This window comes from Catellatospora tritici, assembly GCF_019083965.1.
In the GTDB taxonomy this organism is placed as follows: domain Bacteria; phylum Actinomycetota; class Actinomycetes; order Mycobacteriales; family Micromonosporaceae; genus Catellatospora; species Catellatospora tritici.
In genome coordinates this window covers 150,830-167,447 of record NZ_JAHRCY010000014.1, presented here as the reverse complement: position 1 = coordinate 167,447, position 16,618 = coordinate 150,830, and the positions used below count along the sequence as shown (strand labels likewise).

The 16,618-nt window shown below is 70.3% G+C and carries 14 protein-coding genes; 10 read left to right on the top strand and 4 right to left on the bottom strand.

Features of this window, described 5'->3' with window-relative positions; genetic code table 11:
* Nucleotides 1–40: 40 nt before the first annotated feature.
* On the top strand, nucleotides 41–2,563 hold the full coding sequence (locus KUA19_RS28515) for a bifunctional FO biosynthesis protein CofGH (protein ID WP_217394937.1): 2,523 nt from the start codon (nucleotides 41–43) through the stop codon (nucleotides 2,561–2,563).
* A 393-nt stretch (nucleotides 2,564–2,956) separates the two neighbouring features.
* The gene (locus KUA19_RS28510; RefSeq protein ID WP_203755039.1) at nucleotides 2,957–3,214 is read left to right on the top strand and encodes a WhiB family transcriptional regulator; all 258 of its coding nucleotides are present in this window, start codon (nucleotides 2,957–2,959) and stop codon (nucleotides 3,212–3,214) included.
* Between the two features lie 46 nt (nucleotides 3,215–3,260).
* Here the strand turns inward: KUA19_RS28510 and KUA19_RS28505 are convergent, their stop codons facing one another.
* Nucleotides 3,261–3,707: a metallopeptidase family protein gene (locus KUA19_RS28505; protein WP_217394936.1), complete on the bottom strand. Its 447-nt coding sequence runs from the start codon at nucleotides 3,705–3,707 to the stop codon at nucleotides 3,261–3,263.
* Nucleotides 3,708–3,827: 120 nt separating this feature from the next.
* On the opposite strand from KUA19_RS28505, the gene KUA19_RS28500 reads away from it, so the two are divergent.
* Nucleotides 3,828–4,187: a DUF3499 domain-containing protein gene (locus KUA19_RS28500; protein ID WP_217394935.1), complete on the top strand. Its 360-nt coding sequence runs from the start codon at nucleotides 3,828–3,830 to the stop codon at nucleotides 4,185–4,187.
* 110 nt (nucleotides 4,188–4,297) lie between these two features.
* On the opposite strand, the gene KUA19_RS28495 is transcribed toward KUA19_RS28500, so the two are convergent.
* Both KUA19_RS28495 and KUA19_RS28490 read right to left on the bottom strand, forming a co-directional pair.
* Nucleotides 4,298–5,608, bottom strand: coding sequence for an NAD(P)/FAD-dependent oxidoreductase (locus KUA19_RS28495; RefSeq protein WP_217394934.1), 1,311 nt, complete (start codon nucleotides 5,606–5,608; stop codon nucleotides 4,298–4,300).
* Nucleotides 5,605–6,951 carry an aspartate aminotransferase family protein gene (locus KUA19_RS28490; RefSeq protein ID WP_217394933.1) on the bottom strand — a complete coding sequence of 449 codons (1,347 nt, stop codon included), beginning with the start codon at nucleotides 6,949–6,951 and terminating at the stop codon, nucleotides 5,605–5,607. The genes KUA19_RS28495 and KUA19_RS28490 overlap by 4 nt, the downstream gene beginning before the upstream one ends.
* Before the next feature lie 282 nt (nucleotides 6,952–7,233).
* Between KUA19_RS28490 and KUA19_RS28485 the strand changes: the two genes are divergently transcribed.
* A complete protein-coding gene (locus KUA19_RS28485; protein ID WP_254548670.1) occupies nucleotides 7,234–8,460 on the top strand; it encodes a polyamine ABC transporter substrate-binding protein in 1,227 nt (408 codons plus the stop codon).
* Nucleotides 8,461–8,625: 165 nt separating this feature from the next.
* Here KUA19_RS28485 and KUA19_RS28480 read toward each other — a convergent pair whose 3' ends face one another.
* A complete protein-coding gene (locus tag KUA19_RS28480; protein WP_217394932.1) occupies nucleotides 8,626–9,132 on the bottom strand; it encodes an Lrp/AsnC family transcriptional regulator in 507 nt (168 codons plus the stop codon).
* A 297-nt stretch (nucleotides 9,133–9,429) separates the two neighbouring features.
* Here KUA19_RS28480 and KUA19_RS28475 point away from each other — a divergent pair, with 297 nt between their 5' ends.
* The 6 genes from KUA19_RS28475 to KUA19_RS28450 all read left to right on the top strand — a co-directional run bounded on the left by KUA19_RS28475 (nucleotide 9,430) and on the right by KUA19_RS28450 (nucleotide 16,618).
* On the top strand, nucleotides 9,430–10,911 hold the full coding sequence (locus KUA19_RS28475; RefSeq protein WP_217394931.1) for a gamma-aminobutyraldehyde dehydrogenase: 1,482 nt from the start codon (nucleotides 9,430–9,432) through the stop codon (nucleotides 10,909–10,911).
* Between the two features lie 49 nt (nucleotides 10,912–10,960).
* On the top strand, nucleotides 10,961–12,190 hold the full coding sequence (locus KUA19_RS28470; RefSeq protein WP_254548669.1) for an ABC transporter substrate-binding protein: 1,230 nt from the start codon (nucleotides 10,961–10,963) through the stop codon (nucleotides 12,188–12,190).
* 5 nt (nucleotides 12,191–12,195) lie between these two features.
* Nucleotides 12,196–13,281 (top strand): ABC transporter ATP-binding protein, encoded by a 1,086-nt coding sequence (locus KUA19_RS28465; RefSeq protein WP_217394930.1) that lies wholly within the window; start codon nucleotides 12,196–12,198, stop codon nucleotides 13,279–13,281.
* A 1-nt stretch (nucleotide 13,282) separates the two neighbouring features.
* Nucleotides 13,283–14,206, top strand: a complete 924-nt coding sequence (locus KUA19_RS28460) for an ABC transporter permease (protein WP_308167341.1) — start codon at nucleotides 13,283–13,285, stop codon at nucleotides 14,204–14,206.
* Nucleotides 14,206–15,042, top strand: a complete 837-nt coding sequence (locus KUA19_RS28455) for an ABC transporter permease (RefSeq protein WP_217394929.1) — start codon at nucleotides 14,206–14,208, stop codon at nucleotides 15,040–15,042. The genes KUA19_RS28460 and KUA19_RS28455 overlap by 1 nt, the downstream gene beginning before the upstream one ends.
* Nucleotides 15,043–15,205: 163 nt before the next feature.
* Nucleotides 15,206–16,618 carry an NAD(P)/FAD-dependent oxidoreductase gene (locus KUA19_RS28450; RefSeq protein WP_217394928.1) on the top strand — a complete coding sequence of 471 codons (1,413 nt, stop codon included), beginning with the start codon at nucleotides 15,206–15,208 and terminating at the stop codon, nucleotides 16,616–16,618.

Here is a 16,618-nt window from a genome sequence, read left to right as displayed (position 1 = left end):
TTGGTACCTACTACGGGGTAGCGCGCGGAGGGGAGTCAGCATGGCCGGCGAAGCGGATGCGCAGCACCAGGTCACGGCTGCGGAGGTGACGCGCGCGCTGAGACGGGCGAGCACCGGCAAGGCGCTCGACGCCGCCGAGGCGACCGCCCTGCTCAGTGCCGAGGGCGCGGCCTTCGACGAACTGCTGGCCCTGGCCGGCGCCGTACGCGACGCGGGCCTGCGCGACGCCGGACGCCCCGGCGTCATCACCTTCTCCAAGAAGGTCTTCATCCCGCTGAGCCGCCTGTGCCGGGACCGCTGCCACTACTGCACCTTCGCCACCGTGCCGCACAAGCTGCCCGCCGCGTTCCTGGACCGCGACGAGGTGTTGGCGATCGCCCGGCAGGGCGCCGCGCTCGGCTGCAAAGAGGCATTGTTCACACTCGGGGATCGGCCCGAGGACCGGTGGCCGGCCGCGCAGCAGTGGCTCGACGAGCGGGGGTACGCCTCCACGCTGGACTATCTGCGCTCGGTGGCGATCGCCGTACTGGAGGAGACGGGCCTGCTGCCGCACCTCAACCCGGGTGTGCTGAGCTGGGCCGAGCTGCAGCGGCTGCGCCCGGTGGCGCCGAGCATGGGCATGATGCTGGAGACCACCGCCACCCGGCTGTGGTCGGAGCCCGGCGGCCCGCACTTCGGCTCGCCCGACAAGGAACCGGCGGTGCGGCTGCGGGTGCTGGCCGACGCGGGTCGGATCGGGGTGCCGTTCACCACGGGCATCCTGATCGGCATCGGTGAGACGCACGCCGAGCGGGTCGACGCGCTGTTCGAGATCCGCCGCAGCGCCCGGGAGTACGGCCACCTCCAGGAGGTGATCGTGCAGAACTTCCGCGCCAAGCCCGACACCGCGATGCGTTCGGTGCCGGATGCCTCGGTCCGCGACCTCGCCGCCACGGTGGCCGTCGCGCGGCTGCTGCTCGGGCCGGGCATGCGCCTGCAGGCCCCGCCGAACCTCATCGACGCCTCGTTCGAACTGCTGGTCAGGGCCGGGATCGACGACTGGGGCGGGGTGTCGCCGCTGACGCCGGACCACGTCAACCCCGAGCGCCCCTGGCCACACCTGGACGAGCTGGCGGCGCTGACCGCGGCCACCGGCTTCGAGCTGCGGGAGCGGCTCACGATCTACCCGGGGTACGTCCGAGGCGCCGAGCGCTGGCTCGACCCGCGCCTGCACCCGCACGTCACGGCGCTGGCCGCCGCCGACGGGATGGCCGTGGCCGACGCGCCGGTGACCGGCCGCCCCTGGCAGGAGCCCGAGGTCGAGGGCGGCACGGGCCGCACCGACCTGCACGCCACCATCGACACCACCGGCCGCGCCGCCGACCGTCGCGCCGACTTCGACACCGTGTACGGCGACTGGTCGGCCGTCTCCGAGGCGGCCGGGCGCGGCACCGCCCCCGCGGTACACCTCGGTGCGCTGGCCGAGGGCCTGCGGGTGGCCCGGGAGAACCCGGCGGACCTGCTCGAATCCCGGCACGAGGACGCCGCGCTGGCGCTGCTGCACGCCGACGGCCCGGCCCTGGACGAGCTGTGCCGCATCGCCGACGACGTGCGTGCCGCCACCGTCGGCGACGACGTGACGTACGTGGTCAACCGCAACATCAACTTCTCCAACGTCTGCTACGTCGGCTGCCGGTTCTGCGCGTTCGCCCAGCGCGAGCGCGACGCCGACGCCTACCGGCTGAGCGTGGCGCAGGTCGCCGACCGGGCCGAGGAAGCGTGGCGCGACGGCGCTACCGAGATCTGCGTGCAGGGCGGCATCGACCCGCAGCTGCCCGTCTCGGTTTACCCGGACCTGGTCCGGGCGGTGAAGGAGCGGGTGCCCGGCATGCACGTGCACGCGTTCAGTCCGATGGAGATCGTCACCGCGGCGGCCAAGGCCGGGGTGTCCGTGGCCGACTGGCTGACGCGGCTGCGCGAGGCGGGGCTGGACACCATTCCCGGCACGGCGGCCGAGATCCTCGACGACGAGGTGCGCTGGGTGCTGACCAAGGGCAAACTGCCGACCTCCGCCTGGGTGGAGACGGTCGAGACGGCGCACCGGCTGGGCATCCGGTCCAGCTCCACGATGATGTACGGCCACGTCGACCACCCCCGGCACTGGCTGGGCCACTTCCGGGTGCTCGCCGGGATCCAGGACCGCACCGGCGGCTTCACCGAGTTCGTGGCGCTGCCGTTCGTGCACACCAACGCCCCGATCTACCTCGCCGGGGTGTCCCGCGCCGGGGCGACCTGGCGCGAGAACCGGGCCGTGCACGCGATGGCCAGGTTGCTGCTGCATGGCCGGATCGACAACATTCAGTGCTCCTGGGTGAAGCTCGGCGACGAGGGCACCGTGGCGATGCTGAACGGCGGCTGCAACGACCTGGGCGGCACGCTGATGGAGGAGACGATCTCCCGGATGGCGGGCTCGGCGCACGGCTCGGCCCGTACCGTCGCGCAGCTGGAGGCGGTGGCGGCCGCCGCCGGACGTCCGGCCCGGCAGCGCACGACCGGTTACGCGACCGCGCCACACCGGCACTGACCTGCGTAGATACCGACGGCCGGGGGCGTGACGTCCCCGGCCGTCGCGTCGTTGTGCCCAGGGTGACGGACATCATCGGCTATCTGTCGGATCGCCGTCAGCCGGATGACGTCAAGCCCGACACGCCAGCAGAATTTCGCCACGACACGCCCGGGATGCCGTTACCGCTCTCGGGTCTGGATCGATAGGGCAGTGGCGGGACAATGCCGCCGCACCGAACGGCCCTGCCGGGCGTGTACCAGAGTCAGCTTGACGGTGCACGTGCGACACGCGTGTAATTCCGGTGGGGCCTGGAGGATGCGGCAGCCACGAAACCGCCTATGTGGACAGATGCCCTCTCCAGGGTGGGGGGTTGCGCCGGTGATCCCGGCGCGCATAAAGGAGGCAGCGGAGATGGACGGTCGCCCCGTCGTGGCGGATCTGCTGGGCAACGCGCCCGAGTGGCAGGAGCACGCGCTGTGCTCGCAGACCGACCCTGAGGCGTTCTTCCCCGAGAAGGGTGGATCGACCCGCGAAGCCAAGCGCATCTGCTCGCGCTGCGAGGTCAAGTCCGAGTGCCTGGAGTACGCCCTCTCGCACGACGAGCGGTTCGGCATCTGGGGTGGACTGTCCGAGCGCGAGCGCCGCAAGCTCAAGCGCCGGGCGGTCTGAAGCCTGTCTCCTGCCCGGGTCGGGGGGCCCGGGGCAGGAGGGCATGTCAGCTGAGGTCTTCGGGGCTCAGCCCGAGCAGGTTCGCCACCTGCTCCACGATCACGTCCCGGACCAGCTCGCCGAGGTCGTCGCGGTCCGAGGCGCGGAACTCCAGCGGGCGCCGGTAGACCACGATCCGGGGCGGCACGCCGTGCCGTCCCGGGCGTCCCGGCAGCAGCCGCGCCAGCGGCACCCGGCCGTCCTCCAGCACGTCGGAGTCGTACACGTTCAGGTCCGGCGGGACGTCCTCCACCGCGAACTCGACCCCGGCCAGCTCGGTGGCGAACTTCGCCTCCAGCGACTCGACCGTGTCCAGCACCAGCTCGTCGAAGACCTCCGCCTTGGTCCGGGCCAACGGCACGCTCGCGGGGACCAGGCGGCCGCGCATACCCCGCCCGTGGCGGTCGCGGCGGCGTCGTACGGCGGTGGGGCGGCGGCGGGCGGGACTGGTCACTTCGCCAATGTATCCCCGCCGGTCAGTTTCCCGTCGGGGCACGCCTGAGTGATCCTTCCCTCGGCGTGTCGCGGCGCATCCACGGCGTACTCGCCCGGCGGGGCGCTAACGTCACACGCCGTGAGGTCTCCACGGCGTTGCTCTCGTAACGGCTGCCCCCGGCAGGCGGTCGCAACGCTGACCTATGTCTATGCCGAGTCGACCGCGGTGGTCGGGCCGCTCGCCGCGCACCAGGAGCCGCACACGTACGACCTGTGCGAGCCGCACGCGCTGAGCCTGACCGCCCCCCGGGGCTGGGAGCTGGTCCGCTACGACGGCGAGTTCGAGCCGCCGCCGCCCACCACCGACGACCTGGTCGCCCTGGCCGAGGCGGTGCGCGAGGCGGCCCGCCCGCACCCGCGCGCCCCCGAGCCGCCGGACCCCGCGCCGACCCCCACCCCGGGCCGCCGCGGCCACCTCCGCGTCATCCCACCCGCCTGAGACGTAAGGAAGGGCCCCTTCTTATCGCTTTACGACGAAGAAGGGGCCCTTTCAAACCTCGCGGAGCGGCGGGGCGACCTCGCGCAGCGGTGGGCGCAGCCTGCGGGTGGTCAAGAGCGCAGGCGGGAGAGGGCGTCCAATGCCACGACGCCGCGCAGGCCCGCGTTGATGCCCAGCCAGCGCAGCGGCTCCGGCTCCCAGTTCGGGGAGCGGTGGTTCACCCAGGGCAGGGCGGTGCGTTCGGTCTCATGGCCGGTGATCAGGTCGGCCAGGGTCTGTCCGGCCAGGTTGGTGGCGGCCACCCCGTCACCGACGTAGCCCCCGGCCCAGGCCAGGCCGGTGGCGCGGTCGAGGCCCACGGACGGGTGCCAGTCCCGGGCGATGCCCAGCGGTCCGCCCCAGGCGTGGGTGAACTCGGTGCCGTCCAGCGCCGGGAACAGCTCGCGCAGGGTGTGCCGTAGCGCGTCGTGCACGCGCGGCGCGGTGTCGTACGACGGCCGCACCGCCGACCCGAAGTGGTACGGCGCCCCGCGCCCGCCGAACGCCAGCCGCCCGTCGGCGGTGCGCTGCCCGTAGATGACCAGTCGGCGCAGGTCGGTGAACGTCTCCCGCGCGGCCAGCCCGGTCCGGGCCCAGAACGAATCGGGCAGTGGCGCGGTCGCCACCATCAACGAGTAGATCGGCACCACCGCGCGCCGGGAGCCGGGCAGTCCGGGGGTGTACCCCTCGGTCGCCCGGACCACGAACCGCGCCCGGACCGTGCCGTACGCGGTGCGTACGGCACCCGGCGCCAGTTCCAGCGCCGGGGTCTTCTCGTAGATCGGCACGCCCTGCCGCTCGATGGTGCGAGCCAGCCCGCGCGCCAGCTTGAGCGGGTGCAGCGCGGCGCAGTGCGGGTTCCAGGTCCCGCCGTGCACGTCGGTGGCGCCGCAGCGGGCCCGTGCCTCGGCCGGGCCGAGCAGTTCCAGCTCGAACCCGTACGCGGCCGCCTGCGCCGCCTCGGCCCGTGCCTCGTGCCACTGCCGGGCCGAGCGGGCCAGCCCCAGCGAGCCGCCCTTGGCGAAGTCGCAGTCGATGCCCTCGGCGGCGGCGACCTTGCCGACCTCGTCGACGGTGGTGTTCATGGCGGCCTGGAACGCGACCGCCGCGTCCCGGCCGTGCCGCCGCTCCAGTTTGGGCAGCGAGACCGGCAGCAGGCCGGAGCACCAGCCGCCGTTGCGGCCGGAGGCGCCGAACCCGGCCTGCTCCGCCTCGACGATCGCGACGCGCAGGTTCGGGTCGGCGCGGCGCAGGTAGTACGCCGTCCACAGGCCGGTGTAGCCCGCGCCGACGATCGCCACGTCGACGTCGAGGTCGCCGGACAGCCGCGGGCGGGGCGCGACGGCGCCGCCCGCGGTGTCCCGCCACAGTGAGACAGTCACAGCAGATTCGAGGCCCGGGTCAGCACGTCGCGCAGGATCTGCTCCATCTCGTCGAACTCGGTCTGGGTGCAGATCAGCGCGGGGGACAGCTGGATCACCGGGTCGCCCCGGTCGTCGGCGCGGCAGTACAGCCCGGCGTCGAACAGCGCCGTGGACAGGAAGCCGCGGATCAGCTTCTCCGACTCCTCGGCGTTGAACGTCTCCCGGGTCGTCTTGTCCTTGACCAGTTCGATGCCGTAGAAGTAGCCCTCGCCGCGCACGTCGCCGACGATCGGCAGGTCGTACAGCTTCTCCAGGGTGGCCCGGAAGGCGGGCGCGTTCTCGCGTACGTGCCCGACCAGGTTCTCCCGTTCGAAGATGTCGAGGTTGGCCATGGCCACCGCGCAGCCGACCGGGTGCCCGCCGAAGGTGATGCCGTGGGCGAACATCTGCCCGTCGGCCAGGAACGGCTCCATCAGCCGGTCGCTGGCGATCATCGCGCCGAGCGGGGAGTAGCCCGAGGTCAGCGCCTTGGCGGTGGTGATGATGTCGGGCTGGTAGCCGTAGTACTGGGCACCGAAGTACTCGCCGAGGCGACCCCAGGAGCAGATGACCTCGTCGGAGACCATGAGTACGCCGTACCGGTCGCAGATCTCGCGTACCCGCTGGAAGTAGCCGGGCGGGGCGGGGAAGCAGCCGCCCGCGTTCTGCACCGGCTCCAGGAACACCGCGGCGACGGTCTCCGGCCCCTCGCGCTCGATGGCGCGGGCGATCTCGTCGGCGGCCCATACCCCGAAGGCCTCGTAGTCGTCGCCGTGCTCGGGCGCGCGGTAGAAGTTGGTGTTGGGCACCTTGATGCCGCCGGGCACCAGCGGCTCGAACTCGGCCCGGAACGCGGGCACACCGGTGATCGACAGCGCGCCCAGCGAGGTGCCGTGGTAGGCCAGGTAGCGGCTGACCACCTTGTGCCGCAGCGGCTGGCCGACCTTCTTGAAGTACGAGCGGGCGAGCTTCCACGCGCTCTCCACCGCCTCGGAGCCGCCGGTGGTGAAGAAGACCCGGTTGAGGTCGCCCGGGGTCAGCGAGGCGATCCGGTCGGCCAGCTCGATGGCCTTCGGGTGGGCGTACGACCACAGCGGGAAGAACGCCAGCTCGTGGGCCTGCTTGGCGCCCGCGTCGGCCAGTTCCGCCCGGCCGTGGCCGGCGTTGACGGTGAACAGCCCGGCGAGCCCGTCGAGGTAGCGCTTGCCGTTGCTGTCCCACACGTAGGCGCCCTCACCTCGCACGATCGTCGGCACGTTGCCGTCGCGGTAGGCACCCATCCGGGTGAAGTGCATCCAGAGGTGGTCGGTTTCCTTGCCCATCGTGAGGCTCCACTCAGAGGTACGTCGCCGTGTTGCCTACGGTTATCGCACACAGATTCGCGAGATGACAACCCTTCCAGTGCCATTATCGCTCGTACGCCACGGATTTCGTAGCGGACCGCTGGCCACCGTCCGCCCTGCCGTACCGTTGCGCCGGACAAGGGCGTTTTGTGAGCTGAGGCACCTGGCCCCGCGTAGCCGGACCTGGTTTGGGCAGAATTGTCGGCTGCCCGTTGTTCGACCTGGGGAACGTCCGTCCCCTCAGCTGTAGAGGTACCTCGATTGCGCGCTCCTCGCACCCTTTCCTCGCCCGCCCGCGCCCTGCTCCAGGCCTTCGGCCGCCCAGCCACCCGGCGCCGGGTGCTGACCGGTGCCCTCGCCGGGGGCGCGGTCGCCGTGGGGGCCGCCACGCTGGGCGGGCGTGGGCTGGAGGGCACCGCGGCGGCGGCCGCGAACTGCACCGCGGTCGACCACTCCGCGACCGAGCGCCGCGTCGCCTTCTCCAACTGGGTGCAGTACGTCGACGTCGACGAGCGCGACCCCAACCGGCGTCCGACGCTCGCCGCGTTCACCGCCCAGACCGGGATCAAGGTCGGCTACACCGAGGACATCAATGACAACAACGAGTTCTTCGGCCGCGTCCGTACGCAGCTCGCCGCCTGCCAGGACATCGAGCGCGACCTAGTGGTCTTCACCGACTGGATGGCGGCCAAGGTCATCCGGCTGGGCTTCGCCCAGTCCATCGACCCCGCCCGGGTCGCCACCGTGCACCGCAACGTGCTGCCGTCGCTGCGGCAGCGCTCGTACGACCGCGAGTTCGCGTACTCGATCCCGTGGCAGTCCGGCCTGACCGGCTTCGCCGTCAACACCCGGGTCGCGACCGAGGTGCACACCGTCGACGAGCTGCTCACCCGCCCCGACCTCAAGGGCCGGGTGACCGTGTCGATGGAGATGCCCGACACGATGGGCCTGCTCATCGCCTCGCTGGGCAAGGATCCGGCGAACTTCACGCCCGAGGACTTCGACGCCGCGCTGGACAAGCTCAGCCGGGCGGTGCGCAGCGGCCACATCCGCCGGTTCAGCGGCAACGAGTACGTCCAGGACCTGGCCAAGGGTGACGTCGCCGCCGCGATCGCCTGGTCCGGGGACGCGCTGCAGCTCAACGCGAACGACGAGAAGATCAAGTTCATCGCCCCGGACGAGGGCCTGATGATCTGGTCGGACTGCGCGCTGATCCCGTCCACCGCCCGACACGGGGCCAACGCCGCCAAGCTGCTCGACTACTACTACGACCCGAGCGTGGCCGCGGAGCTGGCGGCCTGGGTCAACTACGTGTGCCCGGTGGCCGGGGCGCAGGAGGAGATGGCGAAGATCGACCCGGAGCTGGCCGAGCACGAGCTGATCTTCCCGAGCGTGGCGACGCTGGCGCGGGTGCGCGCGTTCAAGTCGCTGAGCGCCGCCGAGGAGCGGGCGTACCAGGCGAGCTTCACGGCGGTCATGGGCATCTGACCCGTCGCCCGTCGCCGGTCGCCGGTCGCCGTCGCCCGCGCCGTGCCGTCGCACTTGGCGCTTAGCATCGACGCTGGCCTATCCAGAGGACGGATCAGCGAAAGCCGTCCTCTGGATAGGCCAGCGTCGATAAAAAACCGGGGGTGTGGTCGGGCGCCGGCGCGGTCAGGTGGTGCTGGTGCCGGTGCCCCAGGAGTACGTCTGCTTGCGCAGCTTGAGGTACACGAAGACCTCGGCCCCGACGACTCCGTCCACGGCCCGCACCTCCTGCAGGATCTGCAGCAGGTGGTCGTCGTTGCGGCAGACCGCCTCCAGCAGCAGGTCGTAGGACCCGGCCGTGATCACGACGTAGTCGACCTCCTCGATCTCCGCGATCCGGTCCGAGATGCCGTCGAGGTCGCCGGTCGTCTTGACCCCGATCATGGCCTGCCGGCCGAGGCCGAGCTGGAGCGGGTCGGTGACGGCGACGATCTGCATGACGCCCGCGTCGATGAGCCGCTGGACGCGCTGTCTGACCGCCGCCTCGCTCAGGCCGACCGCTCGGCCGATGGTCGCGTACGGGCGTCGGCCGTCCTCCTGCAACTGCTCGATGATCTGTTTCGCGGTCTCGTCGAGCAGTGCGTGGTTGGCGTGGTTGAGCTGCGGGTGGCGGCGGACGGTTCCGCGGGGCACCGTTGAGTCAGCGGGCGTCGGCAATGCCGGCCTCCTGAGGGACGTGAGCGATGAGGGTCGCAGGGTGGGGTGGGCCCGGGGCCCGGGGCTCCGGTGGTCGAATCGTAACGCCGTCAGCGCCACGATTCCGGTACCGCCCGCCAGCGCTTGTAACGAAAACGTCATCTGTTGGCGACTTTGAGCCCCGGAATCCGTGGAGTCAGCTCAAGAACGCCACGGAATCCCTTGTCATGTGGTCCACGTCATGTAACTATCGTCGCGCCACAGCTTGTTAACCATCTGACAGTGGGGGCCGGGATGACCGTTTTTTCGCCCAATCTGATCGGCGGTGCGAGCGCCGACGGTACCTCGGGTGAGCGGTTCTCCGTGATCAACCCGGCGGACGGCACCTCGGTGGCCGAGTTCGAGCTGGCGGGCACCGAGGATGTGGAGGCGGCTGTGGCGGCGGCGCGGGCGGCGTATCCGGGCTGGTCGGGCGCGACGCCCGGCGAGCGCTCCGGCGCGCTGACCCGGCTCGCGGGCGTCCTGGCCGAACGGGCCGCGGACTTCGTGGCCGCCGAGGTGGCGCAGACCGGCAAGCCGGTGCGCCTGGCGACCGAGTTCGACGTGCCCGGCACGATCGACAACACCGCCTTCTTCGCCGGGGCGGCACGCAACCTGGAGGGCAAGGCGGCGGGGGAGTACTCCGGCGACCACACCAGCATGGTGCGTCGCGAGGCGATCGGTGTGGTCGGCTCGATCTCGCCATGGAACTACCCGCTGCAGATGGCGGCCTGGAAGATCCTGCCCGCGATCGCGGCGGGCAACACCATCGTGCTCAAGCCCGCCGAGCTGACCCCGCTGACCAGCGTCATGTTCGCCCAGGCCTGCCTGGACGCGGGCATCCCGGCGGGCGTGGTCAATGTGGTGACCGGCCGGGGCACGGTGGCCGGGGCGGCGCTGGTCGCGCACCCCGACGTGGACATGGTCAGCTTCACCGGGTCGACCGGGGTCGGGCGCCAGGTCGGCGCCACCGCCGCGGGCGCGGTGAAGCGGGTGCACCTGGAGCTGGGCGGCAAGGCTCCGTTCCTGGTCTTCGACGACGCCGACGTGGAGGCCGCCGCCCAGGGCGCGGTCGCCGGGTCGCTGATCAACAGCGGTCAGGACTGCACCGCGGCGACGCGGGCGTACGTGCAGCGGCCGCTCTACGACCGCTTCGTGGCCCGGGTGGCCGAGCTGTTCGAGGGGGTACGGGCCGGAGACCCGCTCGACCCCGCGACCGACATCGGCCCGCTGATCTCGCTGGCCCAGCGGGACCGGGTGGCGGGGTTCGTGGACCGGGCCCGCGCGGCGGGTGCCAAGATCGTCGTCGGCGGCCGGGTCCCGGCCGACCTGACCCACGGCGCTTACTACGCCCCGACCCTGGTGGTCGACGCGGCGCAGGACAGCGAGATCGTCCAGCAGGAGGTGTTCGGCCCGGTGCTGGTGGTGCTGCCCTTCGACGCCGATGATGAGGGTATGGCGCTGGCCAACGACACACCGTACGGCCTGGCCGCGAGTGTGTGGACCCGGGACGTGTACCGATCCCTGCGCGGCACACGTGAGCTGCGGGCGGGCTGCGTGTGGGTCAACGACCACATCCCGATCATCAGCGAGATGCCGCACGGGGGTTACCGGCGCTCGGGATTCGGAAAAGACATGTCCACCTACTCGTTCGACGAGTACACACAGATCAAACACGTCATGTACGACCGCACCGCGGTGGCCGCCAAGCCCTGGCACCGCACCGTCTTCAAGTAGTTGATAACAGCAGCATTCGGTAGTCCCCTCTTACGTTAAGGAACGTTCGATGCCTCGTCGTATTCCTCTTTCCCCGCAGGCTCAAGCGGTGCTCGCGGCCATGCCGACGCGGCGCAACGTGCTGCGCGGCGCCCTGGCCGGCGGCGCGCTGGCGGTGGGCGGCGGCGCGCTGGCCGCCTGCGGCACCACCGGCAACGGGAGCAGCGGCCCGTCGGCCAAGCCGGCCTGCACCGTGCCGGACGTCTCGGCCACCGAGCGCACCGTGCTCTTCTCCAACTGGCCTGCCTACATCGACGAGGACGAGAAGAACGCCGACGTCCACCCGACGCTCACGACGTTCAAGGCCAAGACGGGCATCGACGTCAAGTACACCGCGGACATCAACGACAACAACGAGTTCTACGGCAAGATCCGTACGCAGCTCGCGGCCTGCCAGAGCATCGAGCGCGACATCGTGGTCTTCACCGACTGGATGGCGGCCAAATTCATCCGCAACGGCTTCGCCCAGAAGTTCAACCCGGACAAGGTGGCCACGTTCCTCAAGAACCTGTCGCCGTCGCTGAAGGGCCGCCAGTTCGACCCGAACATGGAGTACGCGGCCCCGTGGCAGTCCGGCCTGACCGGCATCGCGGTCAACACCGGGGTGACCAAGGAGGTGCACACGGTCGACGAGCTGCTGACCCGTGCCGACCTCAAGGGCAAGGTCACCGCGCTGACCGAGATGCGCGACACGATGGGCTTCATGCTGCTGTCGATGGGCAAGGACCCGGCCAACTTCACCTCGGCCGACTACGACGCGGCGCTGGACAAGCTCAAGGGCGCGGTGGCCTCGGGCCAGATCCGCAAGTTCACCGGCAACGACTACGTGCAGGACCTGGCCAAGGGCGACATCGCCGCCTGCATCGCGTGGTCCGGTGACGTGATCCAGCTCGGGTTCGACAACGACAAGATCAAGCTGATCACGCCGGACGAGGGCATGATGATCTGGTCGGACAACATGCTGATCCCGACCACCGCCGCGCACGCGGCCAACGCCCAGGCGCTGATCGACTACTACTACGACCCGAAGGTCGCCGCCGAGCTCGCCGCGTGGGTCAACTACGTGTGCCCGGTCGCCGGGGCCCAGGAGGAGATGCAGAAGATCGATCCCGACCTGGCCGCCAACCCGCTCATCTTCCCCAACGCCGAGATGCAGTCCAAGCTCCACATCTTCATGCCGCTCACCGAGGCGCAGGAGAAGGAGTACGAGGGCAAGTTCCAGTCAGCGATCGGGGCGTAACGAACGTGACCGACCAGGATCTGTGCATCGAGGGCGTCACCAAGACCTTCGGCAGCTTCACGGCCGTCGACGACCTCACCCTGACCATCCCCGACGGCTCGTTCTTCGCGCTGCTCGGGGCGTCGGGCTGCGGCAAGACCACCACGCTGCGCATGGTGGCCGGGCTGGAGGAGCCGACCAGCGGGCGGATCACGCTCGGCGGCCTCGACATCACCCGGATGCGGCCGTACAAGCGGCCCGTGAACACGGTGTTCCAGAGCTACGCGCTGTTCCCGCACATGAGCGTCGCCGACAACGTGGCGTTCGGCCTGCGGCGCAAGGGCGTGAGCAAGGCCGACGCCCGGGGCCGGGTCGCCGAGATGCTCGACCTGGTCCAGCTCGGCCAGTACGGGTCGCGCCGCCCGGCACAGCTGTCCGGCGGGCAGCAGCAGCGGGTGGCGCTGGCCCGCGCGCTGGTCAACAACCCGGAGGTGCTGCTGCTGGACGAGCCGCTGGGCGCGCTCGACCTCAAGCTGCGGCGTCAGATGCAGATCGAGCTCAAGCGCATCCAGACCGAGGTCGGCATCACCTTCGTGCACGTCACGCACGACCAGGAGGAGGCCATGACCATGGCCGACACGGTCGCGGTGATGAACGAGGGGCGCGTCGAGCAGCTCGGCGCCCCGGCGGAGATGTACGAGTTCCCCGCCTCGGCCTTCGTGGCCAACTTCCTGGGCCAGTCCAATCTGATCCAGGCGCAGGTCACCGGCCAGACCGACGGGCACGTGACGGTCGACGCGCACGGCAACCGGCTGGCGGTGCCCGCGGGCCGGTGCCGGGTCACCTCCGGCAGCGCCCTGCTGGGGGTACGCCCGGAGAAGCTGCACCTGGCCGCGGACCTGACCTCGGTGCCGCAGGGGCACGCCGCCGTCGGCGGCGTCGTCACCGACGCGTCGTTCACCGGCGTCTCCACGCAGTACCTGGTGCGTGCCCCCTGGGGCACCGAGCTGACCGTGTTCGTGCCCAACTCGGGTGTCACCGCGCCCCAGGCGCCCGGGGCCGAGGTGCACGTGCACTGGGCACCAGCGCACTCGTTCCTCGTGGGGAGCTGATGTGGCGGCTCTGATCCCCTCCGCCGGAGGCACGGGTGCGGCGGTCGACGCCGCGCCCGCGGCGCCTCCGGCGGGCATGCGCGCACACCGCTGGGTGCCGTACGCGCTGCTCGCCCCCGGCCTGCTCTGGCTGATCGTCTTCTTCATCGTGCCGGTGTGGCAGCTGTTCGCGGCGAGCCTGTGGGACCCCAACGGCTCGGTCGAGACCGGCTACGCGATGACCTGGTCGTGGAGCAACTACGCCACCGCCTGGGACATGTTCCACGTCCAGTTCCTCCGCTCGCTCTGGTACGCGCTGATCACCACGGTGATCTGCGTGCTGCTGGCCTACCCGCTGGCCTACGCGATCGCGATCAAGGGCGGGCGCTGGAAGAACCTGATGCTGGTCGGCGTGATCGCGCCGTTCTTCACCAGCTACCTGGTGCGCACCTACTCGTGGAAGGCGATCCTGGCCGACACCGGCCCGGTGGTCGAGTTCCTGAAGTGGATCCACGTGCTGCCGCCCGACGGCCGCCTGCTGGCCACCGAGTTCGCCGTGATTGCGGGCCTGGTCTACAACTTCCTGCCGTTCATGGTGCTGCCGCTCTACGCCAGCCTGGAGAAGCTCGACGTACGCCTGCTGGAGGCCGCCCGCGACCTCTACCACGGCCCGGTGCGCAGCTTCTTCCGCGTCACGCTGCCGCTGTCCATGCCGGGCGTGGTGGCGGGCACGCTGCTCTGCTTCATCCCGGCCACCGGCGACTACGTCAACGCGCAGCTGCTGGGCGGCCCGAACACCCAGATGATCGGTAGCGTGATCCAGTCGCGGTTCCTGGTGGTGAACGACTACCCGATCGCCTCGGCGCTCTCGGTGATGCTCATGATCACGATCCTGGTGCTGGTCACGATCTACGTCAGCACCGCCGGCACGGAGGAGGTCGTCTGATGGCCCGCTCCCTGTGGCGCTGGTTCGCCGAGAAATGGGTGTTCCTGCTGGGGCTGCTGTTGCTCGGGTACCTGTTCGTCCCGATCGCGGTGGTGCTGCTGCTGTCGTTCAACCAGCCCGGCAGCCGCAACACCACGTACGTGCTGGACTTCGGCGACCTGCACTTCACGCTGCACAACTGGACCGACATGTGCGGCGCGGCCGGGCTGTGCGACTCGCTGCAGCGCAGCATCGTCATCGGGTTCTGCGCGACGGTGCTTTCCACCATTCTGGGCACTCTGATCTCGTTCGCCCTGGTTCGGTACCGGTTCATGGGCCGGGGCGCCACCAACACGTTGATCTTCCTGCCGATGGCCACGCCGGAAATCGTCATGGGAACTTCGTTGTTGACACTGTTCATCGGGACAAAGTTGCCGCTGGGCTTCTTGACGATCCTGATCGCGCATGTCATGTTCTGCATATCGTTCGTGGTGGTCACCGTGAAGGCACGACTGGCCGGGCTTGACCCGAGGCTGCAGGAGGCGGCGATGGACCTGTACGCGACGCCGTGGCAGGCGTTCCGTCTGGTCATCCTGCCCTTGGTCATGCCCGGGATCGTGGCGGCGGCGCTGCTGGCGTTCTCGCTCAGCTTCGACGACTTCATCATCACGAACTTCGTGACCGGCACCAGCGGCTACGACACCTTCCCCATGTTCATCTGGGGCTCGAACCTGCGCGGCATCCCGCCGCAGGTCAACGCCGTGGCCAGTGCCATGTTCCTGATCTCGTTCGCGTTCGTCATCGCGGGCCAGCTGCGCACCCGTCGCCGCTCCGCCCGTCGCGCCGCGACCAGCTGATCTTCTGAACGGCCGCCGACCCGGCACGCGTCAAGCGTGGTCCGGCTCGGCGGCCGTTTGGTATTCCCGGACAAAACGTTTATCCGGGGAAAATTCAGGATAAGAGGCCACAAACATCTACAGATGTACGGCCTCGCGATTGGTAGAAGGAGGAGATCGGCTCATGCGGGCCAAAGGATCAAAACTGTGGGCGTCGGCGCTAGCGGATGCGTCGCCGACGCCGTACTGGACGGACCGGCCGGAGCGGCCGGCACCCGTACCCCCGCTGACCAGCGCGACCACCGCGCAGCTGGCCGTGATCGGGGGTGGCTACAGCGGCCTGTGGACGGCGCTGGTGGCCAAGGAACGCGACCCGTCGACCGACGTGGTGCTCCTGGAATCGGGGGTGTGCGGCCACGCCGCCTCCGGACGAAACGGTGGATTCTGCTCCGCGAGCCTGACCCACGGGCTGGCCAACGGGGTGGACCGATTCCCGGGCGAGATAACCGAGCTGGAACGGCTCGGCCGGGAGAACCTCGACCAGATCGAGGACACGCTGGTGCGGTACGGCATCGACTGCGACTTCGAGCGCACCGGTGAGCTGGAGGTGGCCACCTCCGCGTACCAGTTGGACTGGCTGCACGAGTCGGCGGAGCTGACCCGGTCCATGGGTTACCAGGCCGAGGTGTTCGACGCCGACCAGGTGCGGGCGCAGGTCGACTCGCCCACCTACCTGGGTGGCTGGTGGGACCGCGACCGGGTCGCCATGCTCGACCCGGCGAAGCTGGCCTGGGGCCTGCGGCAGGCGTGCCTGTCGCTCGGCGTGCGCATCTACGAGGGCACTCCCGTGCTCGGCGTGGTCACCCAGCGCGACGGCCTGGTGCTGCGTACCCCGCACGGTGAGGTGCGGGCGAGCCGGGTGGCGCTGGCGACCAACGCCTTCGGCCCGCTGGTGCGCAAGCTCAAGCGCTACCTGATCCCGGTGTACGACTACGCCCTGATGACCGAGCCGCTGAGCGACGCCCAGCTGGCCGCGGTCGGCTGGGGCAACCGGCAGGGCCTGGGCGACTCGGCCAACCAGTTCCACTACTACCGGCTCACCGCCGACAACCGGATCCTGTTCGGCGGGTACGACGCGATCTACCACTTCGGCAACCGGATCGCGCCGACGCTGGAGCAGCGGGAGGCCACCTTCGCACGGCTGGCAGAGCACTTCTTCACCACGTTCCCGCAGTTGGAGGGCTTGCGCTTCTCCCACAGCTGGGGCGGGGTGATCGACACCTGCACCCGGTTCTGCGCGTTCTTCGGCACCGCCTTCGGCGGCCGGCTGGCGTACGCGGCTGGGTACACCGGACTCGGCGTGGGCGCGACCCGCTTCGGGGCCCAGGTGATGCTCGACCAGCTCTACGGACTCGACACCGAACGCACGAGGCTCGACTTCGTCCGCAGCAAGCCTTGGCCGCTGCCGCCGGAGCCGCTGCGCTCGCTGGGCATCCAGCTCACCCGCTGGTCGCTGGCGCGCGCCGACGAGCATCAGGGCCGCCGCAACCTGTGGCTGCGCACCCTCGACCACGCGGGCCTCGGCTTCGACTCCTGA

Coding starts and splice junctions, on each gene's coding strand:
- KUA19_RS28515 (WP_217394937.1), top strand. CDS start 41: ATGGCCGGCGAAGCGGATGCGCAGCACCAGGTCACGGCTGCGGAGGTG.
- KUA19_RS28510 (WP_203755039.1), top strand. CDS start 2,957: ATGGACGGTCGCCCCGTCGTGGCGGATCTGCTGGGCAACGCGCCCGAG.
- KUA19_RS28490 (WP_217394933.1), bottom strand. CDS start 6,951: ATGGGCAAGGAAACCGACCACCTCTGGATGCACTTCACCCGGATGGGT.
- KUA19_RS28475 (WP_217394931.1), top strand. CDS start 9,430: ATGACCGTTTTTTCGCCCAATCTGATCGGCGGTGCGAGCGCCGACGGT.
- KUA19_RS28470 (WP_254548669.1), top strand. CDS start 10,961: ATGCCTCGTCGTATTCCTCTTTCCCCGCAGGCTCAAGCGGTGCTCGCG.
- KUA19_RS28455 (WP_217394929.1), top strand. CDS start 14,206: ATGGCCCGCTCCCTGTGGCGCTGGTTCGCCGAGAAATGGGTGTTCCTG.
- KUA19_RS28450 (WP_217394928.1), top strand. CDS start 15,206: ATGCGGGCCAAAGGATCAAAACTGTGGGCGTCGGCGCTAGCGGATGCG.